Consider the following 16,509-nt stretch of genomic DNA (forward strand, 5'->3'; position numbering starts at 1 on the left):
CACCTTAATTATCGATTAAAATATCAGTATAAAGCTCAGATTCCTGCGGTTCAGGAGAAACCTGGGCAAATTCAGCAGCGTCGTTAACCTGAGACTTGATCTGTTTCTCAAGGTCTTTTAGCATCTCTTCGCTCGCCATTTTATTATCCAAAAGATAGCTGCGAATTCCCTCAATTGGATCATGGTCATTGCGCATCTTTTCGACTTCTTCTTTGGAACGGTACTTAGCCGGGTCAGACATGGAATGACCTCGATAACGATAGGTCTTAATATGCAATAAGGCGGGGCCTTCACCCGAACGCGCCCGCTCGAGTGCCCATTCTGCAGCCTCACGGACTGCAAACAAGTTCATACCATCAACTTCACGACCCGGGATATCCCAGGGTTCACCCCGTTTCCAGAATTCTGTGGATGCCGAGGCGCGTTTGGTCGACGTTCCCATACCATACTGATTGTCTTCGATAACGAAAACGGCCGGTAACTTCCACAAGGACGCCATATTAAAGGCTTCATAGACTTGTCCTTGGTTTGCAGCACCATCGCCCATATAGGAAACTGAGACTCCCTTATCATTATTGTATTTGTGAGCAAAAGCCATCCCTGCACCGATTGGAATTTGTGCCCCGACAATACCATGACCCCCAAAGAAATTCTTTTCGCGGCTAAACATGTGCATAGAGCCCCCCTTACCACGAGAGTACCCCCCTTCGCGGCCGGTCAATTCAGCCATCACACCGCGCGGATCCATATCACAGGCCAACATATGCCCATGGTCGCGATAGCTGGTTACCACGGTATCTTGAGATTGCATAGCTGACTGAATCCCTATAACAACGGCCTCTTGACCAATGTAAAGGTGACAGAACCCGCCAATGAGCCCCATTCCATATAATTGTGCGGCTTTTTCTTCAAATCGACGGATCAACAGCATTTGGGTATAAGCTTTGATCAGCTGGTCTTTATTGTAATATTTTTTGGGATCGAGCGATCCTTCATTCCCCATCGGAGGTAATGATTTTTCCTGAGCTTTCGACATAACGTGTCCATCCCATTAGTTGCTTCTAATATTTCTTATTGGTAACGCGAAATCAGCTAAGATGCAATTAATTCTGAGAAAATCCTTTATTTTCATTAACTTTCACTGATCAAAAATTAAAAATAAGATCACGAATGATCTTTCATCTTATAAGGAATCGTCTGTTAATTATATAATTCCTCAGCGAGTATCATTATGAGTATGGACAGGAATTTTTGTTTTTTGTAGGCTGGGGAAAAATAATGGGAGCTCCCATGTCTATGATTTCAAAAACATCCCTACAAGTATCTTTGTGTGGCTTTATGAGTGGGCTTTGCCTTCTTTTAAGTGGCAACACTCTCAACTTTTGGCTCGCTGAGTCTAACGTCGATTTAGTCACCTTAGGGTTATTCACCTTGGTGGCTCTTCCATATTCGTTTAAATACTTTATTTCTATATTAACAAATAAAATCAACTTCTCTCTAAGAGGATGGCTGATAATTGCCCAGGCTATGATTTTAATGTGCTTAATGGGGCTGGCTCACCTTAATCCCATCCACAACAAGCAAGCAATTGCAGTCTTAGCACTTACGTTGGCTTTAGGAGCAGTCATCCAAGACATCTATCTGGATAAACTTAGAATTGATAAAACTCATTTAAGCAATAGGGGCGCTTCGGCAAGTGGCTATATTGTGGGTTATCGTCTTGGAATGCTATCGTCGGGAGCAGGATTAATTTTCCTGTCAAGTATAGTGAATTGGGTTACTGTCTTTTATTGTGCCGCTGCCCTTTTCTTGTTCATAAGTTTAGCCATTCATCAGGCCATTGAGGGGTCAGTCCCTTTAGCATTAACCTCAAAACACTTACGCGGGGGATTCAGCGCACAAATTATTCGCCCTATTTTGAAAATCGCTAGGGGCAAACGTCTTATTTATATAATATCCCTAATCATTCTTTATCGCCTCGCCGACAATTTATTAGCGGTTTTGGTTAACCCTTTTCAACTGCATCTAGGCTTTAATGCAGCCGAAATTGCAACCGCTTCAAAATTTTTTGGTACCACCATGGCCATTGTGGGAGGGGTTTTAGGGGGTAAAATTTTGCAAAAAATAGGGGGGGCTAAGTCTTTATATTGTTTTGGATTAATTCACTTACTTAGTCACTTTTTATTCATCGTACAGGCGAAAATTGGTTATAATTTAACGTTGCTTTATATAGTCAATGGAACAGAAAGTTTAACAGGCAGTATGGCAATGGTTGCGTATATTGCTTATCTGACGGGTTTGTGCAATAAACAATATGGCACAACTCAATATGCCCTTTTAAGCTCTATTATGGGTTTATCCAGGACATTATTACCGGCTTCGGCGGGAACGATTGCAAAATATGCCTCATGGGAGGCCTGTTTTATAATAATAACAATTATAGGTATTCCGGGAGTCGTACTAACTTCAAATCGGGCTTTTAAAAAACTTAACTAACATTGCTTGATTACGCTGGACTTGCCTGCCATACTAGGGTTAAAGTCAGTGCTTGCCATTTACTTATGATAAACTAGAGGTCAATAATGTCAATTGATTGGATTCACGAGTTACTTGTTTCTGTCCGTTTAATAGTTGCATTTTTACTGGGCGCATTTATTGGGTGGGAAAGAGAACACCATGGCCAGGAAGCTGGAATCCGTACCTTTGGCCTTATCTCCCTAGGGGCCTGCTCCTTTGGTTTGATTTCTATATTCGTGGAATATGGTGACCAAGGTCGTATCGCGGCACAAATTGTTTCGGGAATCGGATTTCTGGGAGCGGGCGTTATTATGCGTGACTCGGGTCATTTAAAGGGGATAACAACAGCCGCAACTATTTGGTGTTCCGCTTCGGTTGGAACAGCCATTGCTTTTGATATGTATGTCATCGGTATCTTAACAGCCTCTATCATATTGTTATTCCATGCTTTAAGGAATACGAAATACTGGGCTTTGGTCTCAAATAAAAAAATTCCTGGACATCCACTTCATAAAGATTCTTAATTTAAGTCAAATTACTGTGCATCAGTTCATAAATTGAGTATAGTGATTATGTATTTAATCAACAAAAAATGAATATTAAAATGCCTAACGAAATTTATGAGCGCTCATTATTTTATCATCGCAGCCCGAAACCGGGGAAGATTGATATTGTCCCCACAAAACCGCTTGCCTCCCAGCAAGACTTAGCTCTTGCTTATTCTCCAGGCGTTGCGGGCCCTTGTCTTGCTATTGCAGATGATCCTAAAACGGCAGCTGATTATACCTCCCGCGGCAACCTAATCGCCGTTATTTCGAATGGGACAGCCGTTCTAGGGTTAGGAAACATCGGGGCTCTTGCCTCTAAGCCGGTTATGGAAGGAAAAGCTGTTCTTTTCAAAAAATTCGCTGGCATTAATGCCATGGATATTGAAATCAACGAAACAGATCCAGACAAACTTATTGAAATTATTGCAGCCCTTGAGCCTACATTTGGTGGAATTAACTTAGAAGACATTAAGGCCCCTGAATGTTTCTATATTGAAAAGAAACTGACTGAACGCATGAATATTCCAGTATTTCATGACGATCAACATGGAACAGCCATCATTGTCTGCGCTGCTATCATTAATGGATTAAAGTTAGTCGATAAAAAAATCGAAGATGTTAAACTCGTTACCTCGGGTGCAGGCGCCGCGGCCATTGCATGCTTAGACTTATTGGTCAGCCTTGGCTTATCGAAGGAAAATGTGATTGCTTGCGATAGTAATGGTGTGGTTTATGAAGGCCGCGCCAAAGCCATGGATGAAAATAAAGCCAAGTATGCCGCAAAAACTGAAGCGCGCACGTTAGCAGATGCCTTAAAAGGCGCCGATATTTTTTTGGGACTTTCTGCGGCGGGCGTGGTAAGCAAGGAAATGGTCGTTGAGATGGCCGCCAAGCCAATTATCTTGGCTCTGGCAAATCCCGAACCCGAAATTCGCCCAGAACTTGTGCAGGAAGTCAGAAGTGATGCAATTATTGCCACGGGACGGTCCGACTATCCAAATCAAGTGAACAATGTTCTTTGCTTCCCTTATATTTTCCGCGGAGCGTTAGATGTAGGCGCAACGCGCATCAATGAAGCCATGAAAGTTGCCTGCGTTAAGGCGCTCGCTGAACTCACCCATGCGGAAAGCTCCGATCTTGTTTCAAGTGCTTATGGTGGAGAAGTCCATCGTTTTGGAACAGACTATATTATTCCAAAGCCATTTGACCCGCGTCTTTCCGTGATTTTGCCGCATGCGGTAGCAAAAGCTGCTATGGAAACAGGTGTGGCAGCCCGTCCGGTTGAGGATCTTGAAGCTTACCAACACAATTTACAATCCTTCATTTATCGCTCCTCAATGGTGATGCGCCCTGTGATTAATCAAGCAAAATCTAATCTGATGCGCGTCACCTTTGGTGAAGGAGAAGATGAACGAGTTCTTCGAACTGTTCAAACCTTACTTGATGACAAGATTTGTATCCCCATCCTGGTGGGTCGTCCATCCGTCATCGACAGCCGCATTGAACGCCTTGGTTTACGGATGCGGTCTCATACTGATTTTGAAGTAATTGATCCGAGCAATGACAGTCGTTATCAAACTTACTGGCATGCTTATCATGCTATTATGGAGCGCAAAGGGGTTTCACCCGAAGCAGCTAAATTCCATGTTCGTACTAACACAACGTTGATTGCGGCTCTTACCGTCCATCTTGGCGATGCAGACACCATGATTGTGGGGACTTCTCGCTTATATCATGAGCACCTCAAAGACGTACTTGATGTCTTGCAATTAAGTCCAGAACATGAAATTGCAGCTTCCTTGAATGTGCTGCTGCTTGACCGGGGCGTTTACTTTATCTCGGATGCCTACGTCAACAAGAAAACAACACCAGAGCAAATCGCTGAAATCACCATGATGGCCACGGAACAAGTAAAATTGTTTGGTATAACCCCTAAGGTGGCGTTATTATCTCACTCCAGCTTTGGATCAAGCGACAAATATAGCGCTACAAAAATGCGTGACGCTGTGCAAATTATCCGAACAATGGCGCCCGAACTTGAAGTTGATGGCGAAATGCACGCGGACTTGGCGTTGTCGGAAAGCCTGCGTCAAAGCATTATGCCCAATTCAAGTTTAACAGGTGAAGCAAACTTATTGATCATGCCGTCTTTGGATGCAGCTCATATAAGCTTTAATATGTTGAAAATTTTGGGACATGGGTTGCCGATTGGACCTATTTTAATGGGAACCAATAAACCCGGTCACATTGTCAGCCAAACAGTAACTTCACGCGGATTGTTGAATATGGCAGCTATTGCAGCTGTGGATGCTCAACGCCGTAAAACTCGACGGGAAGGATAAGGCGTGGACGAAAAAAATCTCGACCCCACTCTCCATCAGGAACCAGCCGAACAAGAACTAGATTTAGCCCATCTTGTAGAAAGTGCTTTTGATGCTGAGATGTTGGACGAGGTTTTTTCTCTAACATCTAACCTTCACCCAGCGGATATGGCTGATATTATTCAGCAATTTCCTGCTCAAAAACGCTTACGTTTGGTTGAGTTATTGCATACCACCATCTCTGGTGAAGCTCTAAGTTTTTTAGAAGAATCTGTGCGCGAACAGATTCTTCCCCTTTTTACCACCGCCGAAGTTGCTGCAGCGATTCATGAGCTAGAAAGTGACGACGCTGCCCTTATTCTCGAAGATCTAGACGAAGATATGCAACGTGAGGTTTTGGATGCTCTACCTCTCGAAGAGCGGATATCTTTTGAAAAGACTCGAAGTTACCCAGAGTATTCCGCCGGTCGTTTGATGCAACGCGAGGTTGTGTTATGTTGCCCGCACTGGAGTTTGGGGCAAATTATTGATTCTTTAGAAGATATTGAACATCTCCCTGAACATTTTTACGATGTCTACGTGGTGGATGATGATAACAAGCCAATTGGTGAAATTCCTTTAAGCTGGATTTTACGCCATCCCCGCCGCACTCCTGTCGCTAAAGTCATGAATCCCGAGGTGAGATCTGTTCCTGTTAATTTAGACCAAGAAGAAGTCGCCTATATTTTCCAACGTTATAGTCTGAGCTCTATGCCAGTCGTCGATCAGGACGGACGCATAGCCGGCATGATTACGGTTGACGATATTATTAACGTTATTCAAGAAGAAGCCGGTGATGATATCCTGAAACTGGGTGGTGTAACGCAGGAAACCTCCCTCTATGGAAACATTATCCAAGCGAGTCTTAGCCGTTTTGGCTGGCTGTTCATCAGCTTGATTAACTGTTTGATCGCCTCTTTTGTCATTGCTCATTTTGAACAAGCTCTCGAAAGCTTTGTGGTCTTAGCGTTTCTTATGCCAATTGTTGCCTCGATGGGGGGCAATGCGGGCATGCAAACGCTAACTATCACAGTTCGTTCCCTATCAATCTATAATTTGCGAGCGGGACATGTGGTTAGTGCTATTAAACGTGAGCTCAGTATTGCAGCCTTAAATGGATTAGCGCTCGCGCTTATTCTCTCTAGCATTACCCTTCTGTGGACAGGTAGTCTCAAAATTGGGTTTATCATCGGAATGGCTCTCTTATTTAATGTATTGTGGTCTGGATTTGCAGGGGCCTTCATTCCTTACATTTTACATCGAGTTAATCTAGACCCAGCCATTAGTGCAGGACCAATTATGTCAACAACCACAGATGTTATTGGATTTTCTCTATTTTTAGGACTAGCAACCTTAATACTACTTTAGGATGAACCCTATTCATTGGATTCTTTATGACGATTAAAATAACAGCTCTACAATCCCTTCTTAAACAAAAGAAAATTGACTGCTTTATTGTCCCCCGCAGTGATCGCTATCAGGGTGAGTACGTGGCGGCAGCCGATGAACGTTTAGCTTGGCTGACTAATTTTACAGGCTCAGCCGGTATTGCGTTAGTTTTCCAAGATCATGTTGCCTTATTTGTTGATGGACGCTATACGTTGCAAGCTGCTAAGCAAGTCAATTCCAATCAAGTTAAAGTTATTCCCCTAGCTGATTGCCGACCGCAGGATTATATCAAAAAACAACAACTTTCCGTAAAAACCATTGCTTTTGATCCGTGGCTCATGTCTGAAAAAGATTTTTCCAGGTGGGCTACTTTACCTGGGATAAAGTTAGTTGAATGCGAAAAGAATCCTATCGATAGTTTGTGGACCGATCAACCTGAGCGCCCCTTATATCCTATAGAAATTCATGATATAAAGTATGCGGGCAAGGAAGCGGCCGATAAATTGGCTGACCTTTATGATGAGTTGGATCAGAACGCTGCCGGGGCTGCCGTCATTATGGCACCGGATAGTTTATGCTGGTTACTGAACTGTCGAGGTACTGATTTTCCTTATACCCCCCTTGTCGATTGGTTCGGTGTTGTCATAAAGGGGGCAGGTGTTCATATATTTTGCGATGACAGCAAAGTCCCCCCTTTAATCAAAGTCCAACTCCAAGACTTTGCTACATTTCATTCTCCGAGCGAGATTACGGCGATGTTTGCGGAATTTAGCAAACTAAAAATTATGTTGGACCCCCAGCTGACGCCGATTCTGATCAGTCAGAAATGTGGCAAGCAGATTATTAAAGCCCCTGATCCAATTGCGTTAATGAAAGCTTGCAAAACTGACCATGAACTGAGCGGGATACGGCAAGCTCATCTTCGAGATGGGGTGGCTCTCACCAAATTCCTAGCATGGATGGAGTCAATCGATGAGGGTGTCGAAACTGAAATAACGATAGCTGAGAAACTAGAAGCATTTCGTCAAGAATCCACTTTATACCGTGGAAGCAGTTTTCCCACCATTGCAGGCTTTGCGGAGAACGGAGCAATTGTTCATTATCGCGCGACTGAGCAATCAGCCAAAATTATTAATGAATCATCCTTGCTGTTGGTTGATTCTGGCGGACAATACCCGGATGGGACGACAGATGTAACGCGTACTATTTGTCTGGGTGAACCTAGCCAAGAACAAAAGACCAATTTTACCTTAGTCCTCCAAGGTCATATCAAGCTCGCCATGTCTTTATTCCCCGAGGGGACAACGGGGGCTCAACTTGATGTTCTGGCTCGCTATGATTTATGGCAACATGGGTTAGATTATGACCATGGGACAGGTCACGGTGTGGGTCATTACTTAAATGTCCACGAAGGCCCGCAGCGCATTTCCAAAATTGGCAGCCCTATTGCCTTACGCCCTGGCATGATTATCTCAAACGAGCCAGGATATTATAAAGTAGAAGCTTATGGCATTCGGATTGAAAGTTTGGTTGCTGTTAAAAAAGCTGAGGGCACCTTTGAACGGCCAATGCTATGTTTTGAAACTTTAACTCTGGCGCCCATTGATCGACGCTTGATTGATGAAACCTTATTGACGTCCGTAGAATGGCAGTGGCTCAATGACTATCACGCAAAAGTAAGGGAGACATTGCTCCCCTATTTGGATCCTGATACCGCCAGCTGGCTCATTGATGCAACAGAGGGACTTTAATGATCTCAGCCTTCGGCGCTACTCTAGAAGAAGCCTTGCCACTATTTTACCCCCCGCTCTCTCACTCCCACCATTAGGAAGTTACATATTTTTGCTATCTCAGATGGGTAACTATTTCTGTCTCTTGCATCGCGCAGCCTGTTTACGACTGCCTTTTTTACTCTCTTTGACAGGTATATCACTAACCAATCGAAAGCTTAAGCTGTTGGTTTGCACCTCAGCATCAACCAAAATGGCTCTGACTTTCTGCCCTAATTGATAAGAGGATTTAGTTCGATGTCCTACCAAACGATAGTTTGCTTCATCAAAAGAGAAATGATCCCAATCAAGAGATCGCATGGGAACAAAACCTTCGGCACCCGATTCCTCAATTTCCAGAAAAAGACCATGACGATTTACGCCGACAATTGCAACATCAAATTCTTTGCCAACATTATTCGCAACAAAGGAAATAGTGAAGCGATCAACCACTTCCCGTTCAGCCGTGGCAGCACGACGCTCTGTCTCTGACAAATGCTGACCAATTCCCTCTAGGTCATCCGGTTTGCAGTCATATCCCCCCTCCCCTAAATTTAGGGCTGCAATTAAATTGCGGTGGACAATTAAGTCAGAATAACGCCGAATCGGTGATGTAAAGTGAGCATAATGAGCCAAGCTTAAACCAAAGTGACCAAGATTATTAGGACTATATTGAGCCTGAGCCATCGACCTTAAAACCAATTCACTGACAGTTCTAGAATAAGGACGACCATCCACCTGGTGCAAAATATCATTGTATTGCCCTGGCGTTGGATGGACTGACTTTGTGAGATTAAGTTTATACTGCTTTAAGAATTGCCGAAGATTGGCCACCCGCATCGGGTCTGGCTTATCATGTACCCGGAACATACATGGCCAATTCTTAGCAATTAATGTCTTGGCTGCACAGACATTCGCTGCGATCATCAATTCTTCGATCAACCGATGGCTATCAAATCGTTCACGCAACCTAATATCAACCATTCGACCTTTTTGATCAAAAACAATCTGACGCTCCGGCATATCTAAATCTAAAGTTCCCCGTTGAGTGCGGGCCTTCAACAACGATTTATAAACACCATACAATGGATGGATTACATTTTGAAGCAATGGCTGTGTGATGTGGTCAGGATTGCCATCCATAGCGGCCTGAACTTGTGTATAAGTTAATCGAGCTTGGGATCGCATCAATCCCCGCTTAACCCGAAAGGATTTTATTTTCCCCTGAGCAGAAATAATCATCTCAATCGCCATACAGGCTCGGTCTTCGTCGGGCTTTAAAGAACACATCTCATTTGATAACGCCTCTGGTAGCATCGGCACCACACGGTCCGGAAAATAGACGCTGTTGCCGCGAATTTTAGCCTCAAAGTCTAAAGGAGAGCCAGCACGCACATAGTAAGAGACATCAGCAATCGCCACAATAGCACGCCAACCTCCCTGATTTCGCTCATCGGTATCCGCTTCAGCCCAGACAGCGTCGTCGAAATCACGGGCATCCTCTCCATCAATTGTCACCAACGGAATACTACGAAAATCAGCGCGGTCCCCTAACGGTGGCACCTTTCCCTTTTTAGCAATTTCAATAGCTTCTTGTGAAAATTCGGATGGTATTTCTTGATGATAGATTGCGATTTCGCTAAACATATAAGGATCATCAAACTTACCCAACACCTTGATAAAATGGAAGTGGTGTCCATGATCCACTGTATATTGCACAATATCCCCGGCTTCTAAGCCTTGGGCGTCTTCAGCTGTGACGTGGACCCCGCGGAAAACATCTTTACGGTTGATCGATGAAATATATCCACCCTTCCGATTCGGTTGGAATATGCCTAAATGTTTTTTAGTATCCCGGACCAAACGCCGAACGACACTCACTTGCCATTCATGGGCCAATTGCTTGACAACCCTAATAACCACCCGAGATGTTGGTCCCAACGCTGAACGACCTTCTGCATGGGATCGACGCATTTCAACGATCCGCAACCGGGGTGGCACTTGATCTTTAGGCCACTCTAAGGGTGCTGCAATTAAATCTCCATCCTCAGTAACATCCACAACCTCTGCAGCAATTAATCCCTTGCCCAACTTTTGGTTAACTGAACTCACCAGCTTACGGCGGCTTCCTTTGATTAAATCCCCTTCAGACTGTAGACTACTAAGGATTTCCTTCAAAGCCATTCTATCAGAGCCTTTAATATTTAACTGTTTGGCAATTTCATTTTTTGTTAACGGATGATCGCTCTTATTAATGAGGCTAATAACCCATTCACGCAGCTCTTCTTGGTTGTTTTTATGACTCATATCGTATCCCTTCATTGCTATACTAACACGAGATGGATACTGAATCCAAAAAGATTAAGGGATGTTAGGGGAGAGAATAGACTTGTTCAATTTCACGGACAAAAAATAACAAGCCATTTGCAGAATTAAAGCAGTCCGCCACTTATTCCTAGAAAGGAGCAACAGCGGCAATCTTGAGCTTTCGATCTAACGAAGGGAAAAACAGTCTTTTTCCATAAAATCCCAATCTCCCCGTGCAGGCAATCTTAAGGATGAATATCACATTCCGGTTCTTGGGCAGGATACTGTCGAGGATAATCGGTCTCATTAAGAGGTTCAGGAGGCCCCTTACGACCACAAGCACTTAAAAGTGTCCCAAGAATAATTAGTGTTATTAGCTGACAAAAAAACCTTAGAAACTTTAAGCTCATTCTAAGTGCCCAATTTTAAGTAGGAGAGTTGTAGAAAAAAGAATGTACTAGAGAAGGTATGGTGGGTGATGAAGGATTTGAACCTCCGACCCTCTCGGTGTAAGCGAGATGCTCTACCGCTGAGCTAATCACCCATAAACCTTATACAAGAACCCTAATACATTCTCAGATATCTTTGCAATAAAAATTTTGCAAAAAGTTCACAATTTATTTTGCAACAGCTTCTTTCAATTGCTTACCAGCACGGAACTTTGGTAACCGTGTTGCAGCAATTTTCAAAGGTTGACCTGTACGTGGGTTACGACCTGTTGTTGCTGGGCGGTCTGTGATAGCGAATGTACCAAAACCGATAAGACGAACTTCTTCACCTGACTTCAATGATGAAGTAATGGAGGTGAATGTTGCATCAATTGCGCGTTCTGCGTCTGCCTTTGTAAGACCTGATGCTGTTGCGACTTTTGAAACTAACTCTGATTTATTCACTTTAAAAGATCCTATGTTGAATGTTAAACCATGACTACAATTAAAATCTTAAGGGGGATTTTTCTTACAGGTCAATTCCCTTTCTTCAAAAAAATTAATTTTTTAAAGGTTTTTTCACCCTTAAAACTGTAGAATAGACATAAAGTTATAATTTAAAAACAAAAAAAGCAATTATATAAAAACGCCTATTTAAAAGCATAGGAAAACTGCCTCTTACAGCCGCCCCTACTTTTTTAAAAAATACTAAAATTTCCTGTTGGCTAAGCCTTAAGACTCGATTAAAATTGGTTTAACTATATCCGGTTAATTAAAGGCTATCTTAATGTTAACATTTCCTAACATAAATCCTGTTGCCCTAGAACTTGGTCCACTAAAAATTTACTGGTATGGCCTTGCCTATATGGTTGGCATTCTACTTGCCTGGAAAATTGCTGCCGCTTTAATAAAAAATTATCCTAACAACGTGGAAGAAAAACAGCTTGATGACAGCATTTTCTGGTTAATTGTTGGTATTGTCGTGGGCGGTAGACTAGGCCATGTTATTTTTTACACGCCACATCTATTTTGGACTAACCCCCTTGAAATTTTAAAAACATGGCAGGGCGGCATGTCTTTCCATGGCGGATTGGTGGGTGTTATAATTGCTCTCACTCTTTATGTCAGACGGGAACAAATAAAATTTTTATCTATTCTTGATATTATCGCTTGCGTCACTCCCCTTGGACTATTTTTTGGAAGAATTGCCAACTTTATTAACGGGGAACTTTGGGGCCGTCCCACCACTGTAAAGTGGGGCATGATATTCCCTTATGCAGATGGGCTCCCGCGTCATCCAAGTCAGCTATATGAAGCAGCAACTGAAGGGCTCCTCCTGTTTCTCCTTCTCGTTATAGTGTGGGCAAAAACAGATTTGCGTCATCAACCGGGCCGAATAGCTGGCTTGTTTGGAATCGGTTATGCCTTAGCTCGCAGTTTTTGTGAGCTATATCGTGAACCGGAAATATTTGTTCTCGGATCTTTAACTATTGGCCAAGCCCTATCTATTCCATTAATCGGAATCGGCTGGTTCTTGGTGCGCCGACCTGTGACCCCAACGAATGAACCAAAAAATCTGTAATAATTTTATAACTGAAAATCCAATTCTATTGGAAGATTTTATAAGTCATGTTCTCTATCACCCAGAACATGGATATTATGCTAAGAGCAATGTTATTGGTAAGACGCAAGACTTTATTACTGCGCCTCATCTGACCCCCCTCTTTAGTCAGTGCCTTGCTCAATGGTGTGTAGATCAATGGGTCAATGCTGGACGTCCTACCCCCCTTAATTTGATCGAACTAGGGGCAGGGCAAGGCACAATGTTGCGCGACATATTAACAGCCTTCGAAGCAGTCCCGGATTTATCTGCCCATCTCCAAGTCCATATCGTAGAGAAATCTGAAAACTTAAAGGCCATTCAAAAAGTTACCCTTTGTGATTATAATCAAATTCGGTGGATAGATAGCCTGGATTCGATTCAAAGCAGTTACTCGATCATCCTGGCCAATGAATTCTTTGATGCTTTGCCAATTCAGTATTATCGGCACGCCAATGAGGGCGTGGAAGAAGCCATCGTAACCCAATCCAAAGAGATTGGCTGGTGCCAAACTGATCTTCCTCTTCCCTCCTTCTCTCAGCCTATTTTTATGACATCCAAACACTATGAGTTCTTTGTAAAACAAATCGCAGAGCTCTTGAATAAAGTTGGCGGTGTAGGACTCATTATTGATTATGGAAATGATCATCCTGGTTTTACGTTGCAGGCAATCAAAAACCACAAAAAAGTTAGTTTTTTTGATCACTTAGGCGAGGCAGACCTCACCCATCATGTAGATTTTGGCTATTTAAAATCATTATTCCAAAAGCATAAAATTAATGTCCTTGGCCCCCAAAAGCAATCGGATTTTCTCTTAGAACTTGGTATCGCCAATATGCTTGAACTCATAAAGCGACGGGTGGTCGCAGATAAATTTGCCAATCATGCTTTGGCCGTTCATCGCTTAACCAGCTCTGCCGAAATGGGAGAGCTCTTTAAAGTCATCGCCATTCAAGGAGTCCCACATGGTCGTTAGCTTAAAATCCTCACTTCTCACCAAAATTCCTAGCATTTCCCATACCTTTACCACGCGTCAAGGGGGTGTGAGCAAAGGATTTTTTTCCACGTTGAACGCAGCGATGGAAAAAGGTGATAATCCAGCAGACGTCATTGAGAATCGACGCCGCATTGCTGAACATTTAGGGGGATCCCTTGACCAGCTTATTACGCTACGGCAGACCCATTCCAATAAGGTAATTGTCGCAACGGACGCGTGGTTACATGAAAATCGCCCTGAGGGGGATGCCCTTATTACTCGCAGTAAAAACTTAATTATAGGTATTATAACAGCTGACTGCGTGCCGGTCCTTCTTGCCGATGAGGCGACAGGTATTATTGCTGCGGTTCATGCTGGCTGGAAAGGCGCCACCACAAATATTATTCAGAATACCATTCAAACAATGGAAACTTTAGGGGCTACTACTGATAAAATTATTGCTGCTATTGGTCCCTGTATTTGGCAAAACTCTTATGAAGTTGATCAAGATTTTTACGAAAACTTGCCCAATGACCACGACTTTTTTAAGCCATCCACCAAAGAAAATCATTGGATGTTTGATTTACCAGGCTATGTGGAACAACAATTAAAGTTGTCTGGAATTACTCAGATATGTCCTTCACCCTATAATACCTATGTCGCAGAAGACTTATTTTTTAGCAATCGCCGTCGCACACACCGTCAAGAACCCTCCTTTGGCTGCAGTTTATCCTGCATCAAACTTACATCATAAAACAATATTACAAAAATAATTTATTTATAGTAATAAAAAACCTAGGGAAAAATTTTTGTTTTTTATTCCTGAATTAATCTTTTATTAACTTACCTTTCATAGGATCGTCTCGTGGAACTGAGTTCCCTAAAACACGAGGAGGATCCAATGAAACAGTCTCTGCTTATTCTGACATTAAATTTGTTTGCGACAGCCGCTTATTCAGTTGATGATAGGATTATTAATTATGATAACTATATTCCTAAGCATAACTACACCTTACGCCCCTCAGAAGAATCAACCAGTTTATCATGGGTGATGAAAAATTCAACTGCGGAAGAATTAACAGCAGAGCAAATTGCTAAATTACCCCCTAAAGCCGATTTCAGCAACGTTATTACGGCGATTCATGATCAAGGAACCTTAGGATCCTGCACAGCCCAAGCAGTAACGTTAGCGATGGAATATAAACTGGGGGAAATGGATCGCTATCAACGCCTGTCCCCCCTTTTCCTTTATTATAACGAAAGAAAACTGATGGGGACGACACAAGAGGATACAGGTGCCAGCCTTTCCGACGGTATTAAAGCAATTTGTACCTGGGGTGTTTGCCGTGAATCCCTATGGACTTATAGTGATGACATGAAGAAATTTAAGCTTAAGCCATCAAAAGAAGCCTATGAAGATGCAAAAAATTATATGGGATTGGACGGCGTTAAAACAAGTTATGTCAGTTATAGCTTAGAGTCCATTAAAGCGCGTTTGGCTAAAAGCATTCCGGTGGTCTTTGGAGTATATATTTACCCATCCTTTGAATCTGTTGCTGCCGAAAAAACAGGTAAAATTCCTATGCCATCTGCACGGGAACGATCCATTGGAGGCCATGCCTTAATGTTTACAGGCTATGATGATGAAACCCAAGAGTTTAAATTTGCAAATTCATGGGGAACAAAATGGGGTGATAAAGGTTTTGGTTACCTAAAGTATGATTACGTTATGAATGTGGGGGCGCCATCCTATCGTCCATATTTCTTTGCAAATGATATTTGGAGTATCGATAAAATAGGACAAGAAGAACTGTTTACTGCCACCGACGATTCCATTTCTTCTTAATGGCTTAAACATAGCGTTTCTTCAATTTATAGTGAAAAGGTCTAGGTAACAGTCCTAGGCTTTTTCATTAAAACCTAAAACTCCGTTAAGAGCCCTGACATATGGTATAAAAAAGATGATCCGCTAGAATATCTTGCACCAACGTATATTCCTTCCCTTCAACATAGACTTGAATAGGCTGTTTCAAGGGCGTGCTTTGCAGAGCATGACCTATATCTAACTTTAAGGCAAAATTAATCCCTTCTCCCTGCCATTTCGCCATTGCTTCTTTTGCCGTCCAGAGTTTAAAAAAACCCACTATCCCCTGGGTCAAAACTAAATCTTTTTCTGTTTCAGAAAAAAAATTATTTGATAAATTAGTATAGGATCGTGAAAGAGTCATATCCTCTAAATCGAGGGTAGCATAGGTGATAGGATCCGATAAAATCACCCCAATCCATGCCCCTGAATGGCTAATACTAATTAAAGGCAACTCTGTCGTTGAGTTAGAAGAATGGAGATAGGGGCGCCCAAATATGTCGCGACAAATCTCTAGATCTTTTATATCAGGCCGCAGTGATAGAACAATAAGATGTGTTAATTGGCGTCGAAGAGCAAAGGGAATTCTCTTTTTATAAAGAGCCGTAAAATCTATAGCCATATCGCCCCTAAATTCTTTTATAATAGAAGTCATTTCATCGGACAATATATTAACTATTTTTAAGATCAAAATATTGTTTTAAAATTATCTTTACCACTTGAAAATATTTTATCTAATCCCTACATACTT

The 16,509-nt window shown here is 42.5% G+C and carries 14 protein-coding genes and 1 tRNA gene; 9 read left to right on the forward strand and 6 right to left on the reverse strand.

Going from position 1 to position 16,509, the window contains the following annotated elements:
• Nucleotides 1-4 precede the first annotated feature (4 nt).
• Nucleotides 5-1,036, reverse strand: coding sequence for a pyruvate dehydrogenase (acetyl-transferring) E1 component subunit alpha (pdhA, locus tag ID47_RS12890; protein ID WP_156956670.1), 1,032 nt, complete (start codon nucleotides 1,034-1,036; stop codon nucleotides 5-7).
• 254 nt (nucleotides 1,037-1,290) lie between these two features.
• On the opposite strand from pdhA, the gene ID47_RS11735 reads away from it, so the two are divergent.
• The 5 genes from ID47_RS11735 (at nucleotide 1,291) to ID47_RS05495 (ending at nucleotide 8,565) form a co-directional block, all read left to right on the forward strand.
• On the forward strand, nucleotides 1,291-2,496 hold the full coding sequence (locus ID47_RS11735; protein WP_198022362.1) for an MFS transporter: 1,206 nt from the start codon (nucleotides 1,291-1,293) through the stop codon (nucleotides 2,494-2,496).
• An 86-nt stretch (nucleotides 2,497-2,582) separates the two neighbouring features.
• Complete coding sequence (locus ID47_RS05480; protein WP_051908665.1) at nucleotides 2,583-3,041, forward strand: MgtC/SapB family protein; 459 nt, start codon at nucleotides 2,583-2,585, stop codon at nucleotides 3,039-3,041.
• 80 nt (nucleotides 3,042-3,121) lie between these two features.
• Nucleotides 3,122-5,407: an NADP-dependent malic enzyme gene (locus ID47_RS05485; RefSeq protein ID WP_038464696.1), complete on the forward strand. Its 2,286-nt coding sequence runs from the start codon at nucleotides 3,122-3,124 to the stop codon at nucleotides 5,405-5,407.
• A gap of 3 nt (nucleotides 5,408-5,410) precedes the next feature.
• Nucleotides 5,411-6,793, forward strand: a complete 1,383-nt coding sequence (mgtE, locus tag ID47_RS05490) for a magnesium transporter (RefSeq protein ID WP_038464698.1) — start codon at nucleotides 5,411-5,413, stop codon at nucleotides 6,791-6,793.
• A 26-nt stretch (nucleotides 6,794-6,819) separates the two neighbouring features.
• Nucleotides 6,820-8,565 (forward strand): aminopeptidase P family protein, encoded by a 1,746-nt coding sequence (locus ID47_RS05495; RefSeq protein ID WP_038464700.1) that lies wholly within the window; start codon nucleotides 6,820-6,822, stop codon nucleotides 8,563-8,565.
• Between the two features lie 111 nt (nucleotides 8,566-8,676).
• Here ID47_RS05495 and rnr read toward each other — a convergent pair whose 3' ends face one another.
• The 4 genes from rnr to ID47_RS05510 all read right to left on the reverse strand — a co-directional run bounded on the left by rnr (nucleotide 8,677) and on the right by ID47_RS05510 (nucleotide 11,783).
• Nucleotides 8,677-10,890 (reverse strand): ribonuclease R, encoded by a 2,214-nt coding sequence (gene rnr / locus ID47_RS05500; protein WP_051908666.1) that lies wholly within the window; start codon nucleotides 10,888-10,890, stop codon nucleotides 8,677-8,679.
• Between the two features lie 245 nt (nucleotides 10,891-11,135).
• On the reverse strand, nucleotides 11,136-11,300 hold the full coding sequence (gene lptM, locus ID47_RS13895; protein ID WP_420887362.1) for an LPS translocon maturation chaperone LptM: 165 nt from the start codon (nucleotides 11,298-11,300) through the stop codon (nucleotides 11,136-11,138).
• Nucleotides 11,301-11,359: 59 nt separating this feature from the next.
• Nucleotides 11,360-11,434 (reverse strand) — tRNA-Val (locus tag ID47_RS05505).
• A 73-nt stretch (nucleotides 11,435-11,507) separates the two neighbouring features.
• Nucleotides 11,508-11,783 carry an HU family DNA-binding protein gene (locus ID47_RS05510; protein WP_038464704.1) on the reverse strand — a complete coding sequence of 92 codons (276 nt, stop codon included), beginning with the start codon at nucleotides 11,781-11,783 and terminating at the stop codon, nucleotides 11,508-11,510.
• A 322-nt stretch (nucleotides 11,784-12,105) separates the two neighbouring features.
• Between ID47_RS05510 and lgt the strand changes: the two genes are divergently transcribed.
• From lgt to ID47_RS11740, 4 genes are all read left to right on the forward strand, one after another.
• Nucleotides 12,106-12,900: a prolipoprotein diacylglyceryl transferase gene (lgt, locus tag ID47_RS05515; protein ID WP_038464706.1), complete on the forward strand. Its 795-nt coding sequence runs from the start codon at nucleotides 12,106-12,108 to the stop codon at nucleotides 12,898-12,900.
• Nucleotides 12,881-13,894, forward strand: coding sequence for a class I SAM-dependent methyltransferase (locus ID47_RS05520; protein ID WP_038464708.1), 1,014 nt, complete (start codon nucleotides 12,881-12,883; stop codon nucleotides 13,892-13,894). Before lgt ends, ID47_RS05520 begins: the two co-directional genes overlap by 20 nt.
• Nucleotides 13,884-14,648 carry a peptidoglycan editing factor PgeF gene (gene pgeF, locus ID47_RS05525; protein WP_038464710.1) on the forward strand — a complete coding sequence of 255 codons (765 nt, stop codon included), beginning with the start codon at nucleotides 13,884-13,886 and terminating at the stop codon, nucleotides 14,646-14,648. The genes ID47_RS05520 and pgeF overlap by 11 nt, the downstream gene beginning before the upstream one ends.
• Nucleotides 14,649-14,795: 147 nt before the next feature.
• A complete protein-coding gene (locus ID47_RS11740; RefSeq protein WP_051908667.1) occupies nucleotides 14,796-15,740 on the forward strand; it encodes a C1 family peptidase in 945 nt (314 codons plus the stop codon).
• A gap of 85 nt (nucleotides 15,741-15,825) precedes the next feature.
• On the opposite strand, the gene ID47_RS05535 is transcribed toward ID47_RS11740, so the two are convergent.
• A complete protein-coding gene (locus ID47_RS05535; protein WP_156956671.1) occupies nucleotides 15,826-16,413 on the reverse strand; it encodes a 4'-phosphopantetheinyl transferase family protein in 588 nt (195 codons plus the stop codon).
• Nucleotides 16,414-16,509 lie beyond the last annotated feature (96 nt).

This window comes from Candidatus Paracaedibacter acanthamoebae (genome assembly GCF_000742835.1).
GTDB classification, from domain to species: domain Bacteria; phylum Pseudomonadota; class Alphaproteobacteria; order Paracaedibacterales; family Paracaedibacteraceae; genus Paracaedibacter; species Paracaedibacter acanthamoebae.

Coding starts and splice junctions, on each gene's coding strand:
- lgt (WP_038464706.1), top strand. CDS start 12,106: ATGTTAACATTTCCTAACATAAATCCTGTTGCCCTAGAACTTGGTCCA.
- ID47_RS11735 (WP_198022362.1), top strand. CDS start 1,291: ATGTCTATGATTTCAAAAACATCCCTACAAGTATCTTTGTGTGGCTTT.
- pdhA (WP_156956670.1), bottom strand. CDS start 1,036: ATGTCGAAAGCTCAGGAAAAATCATTACCTCCGATGGGGAATGAAGGA.
- ID47_RS05485 (WP_038464696.1), top strand. CDS start 3,122: ATGCCTAACGAAATTTATGAGCGCTCATTATTTTATCATCGCAGCCCG.
- pgeF (WP_038464710.1), top strand. CDS start 13,884: ATGGTCGTTAGCTTAAAATCCTCACTTCTCACCAAAATTCCTAGCATT.
- ID47_RS05480 (WP_051908665.1), top strand. CDS start 2,583: ATGTCAATTGATTGGATTCACGAGTTACTTGTTTCTGTCCGTTTAATA.
- ID47_RS05535 (WP_156956671.1), bottom strand. CDS start 16,413: ATGACTTCTATTATAAAAGAATTTAGGGGCGATATGGCTATAGATTTT.
- ID47_RS05495 (WP_038464700.1), top strand. CDS start 6,820: ATGACGATTAAAATAACAGCTCTACAATCCCTTCTTAAACAAAAGAAA.
- rnr (WP_051908666.1), bottom strand. CDS start 10,890: ATGAGTCATAAAAACAACCAAGAAGAGCTGCGTGAATGGGTTATTAGC.
- lptM (WP_420887362.1), bottom strand. CDS start 11,300: ATGAGCTTAAAGTTTCTAAGGTTTTTTTGTCAGCTAATAACACTAATT.
- ID47_RS11740 (WP_051908667.1), top strand. CDS start 14,796: ATGAAACAGTCTCTGCTTATTCTGACATTAAATTTGTTTGCGACAGCC.
- ID47_RS05520 (WP_038464708.1), top strand. CDS start 12,881: ATGAACCAAAAAATCTGTAATAATTTTATAACTGAAAATCCAATTCTA.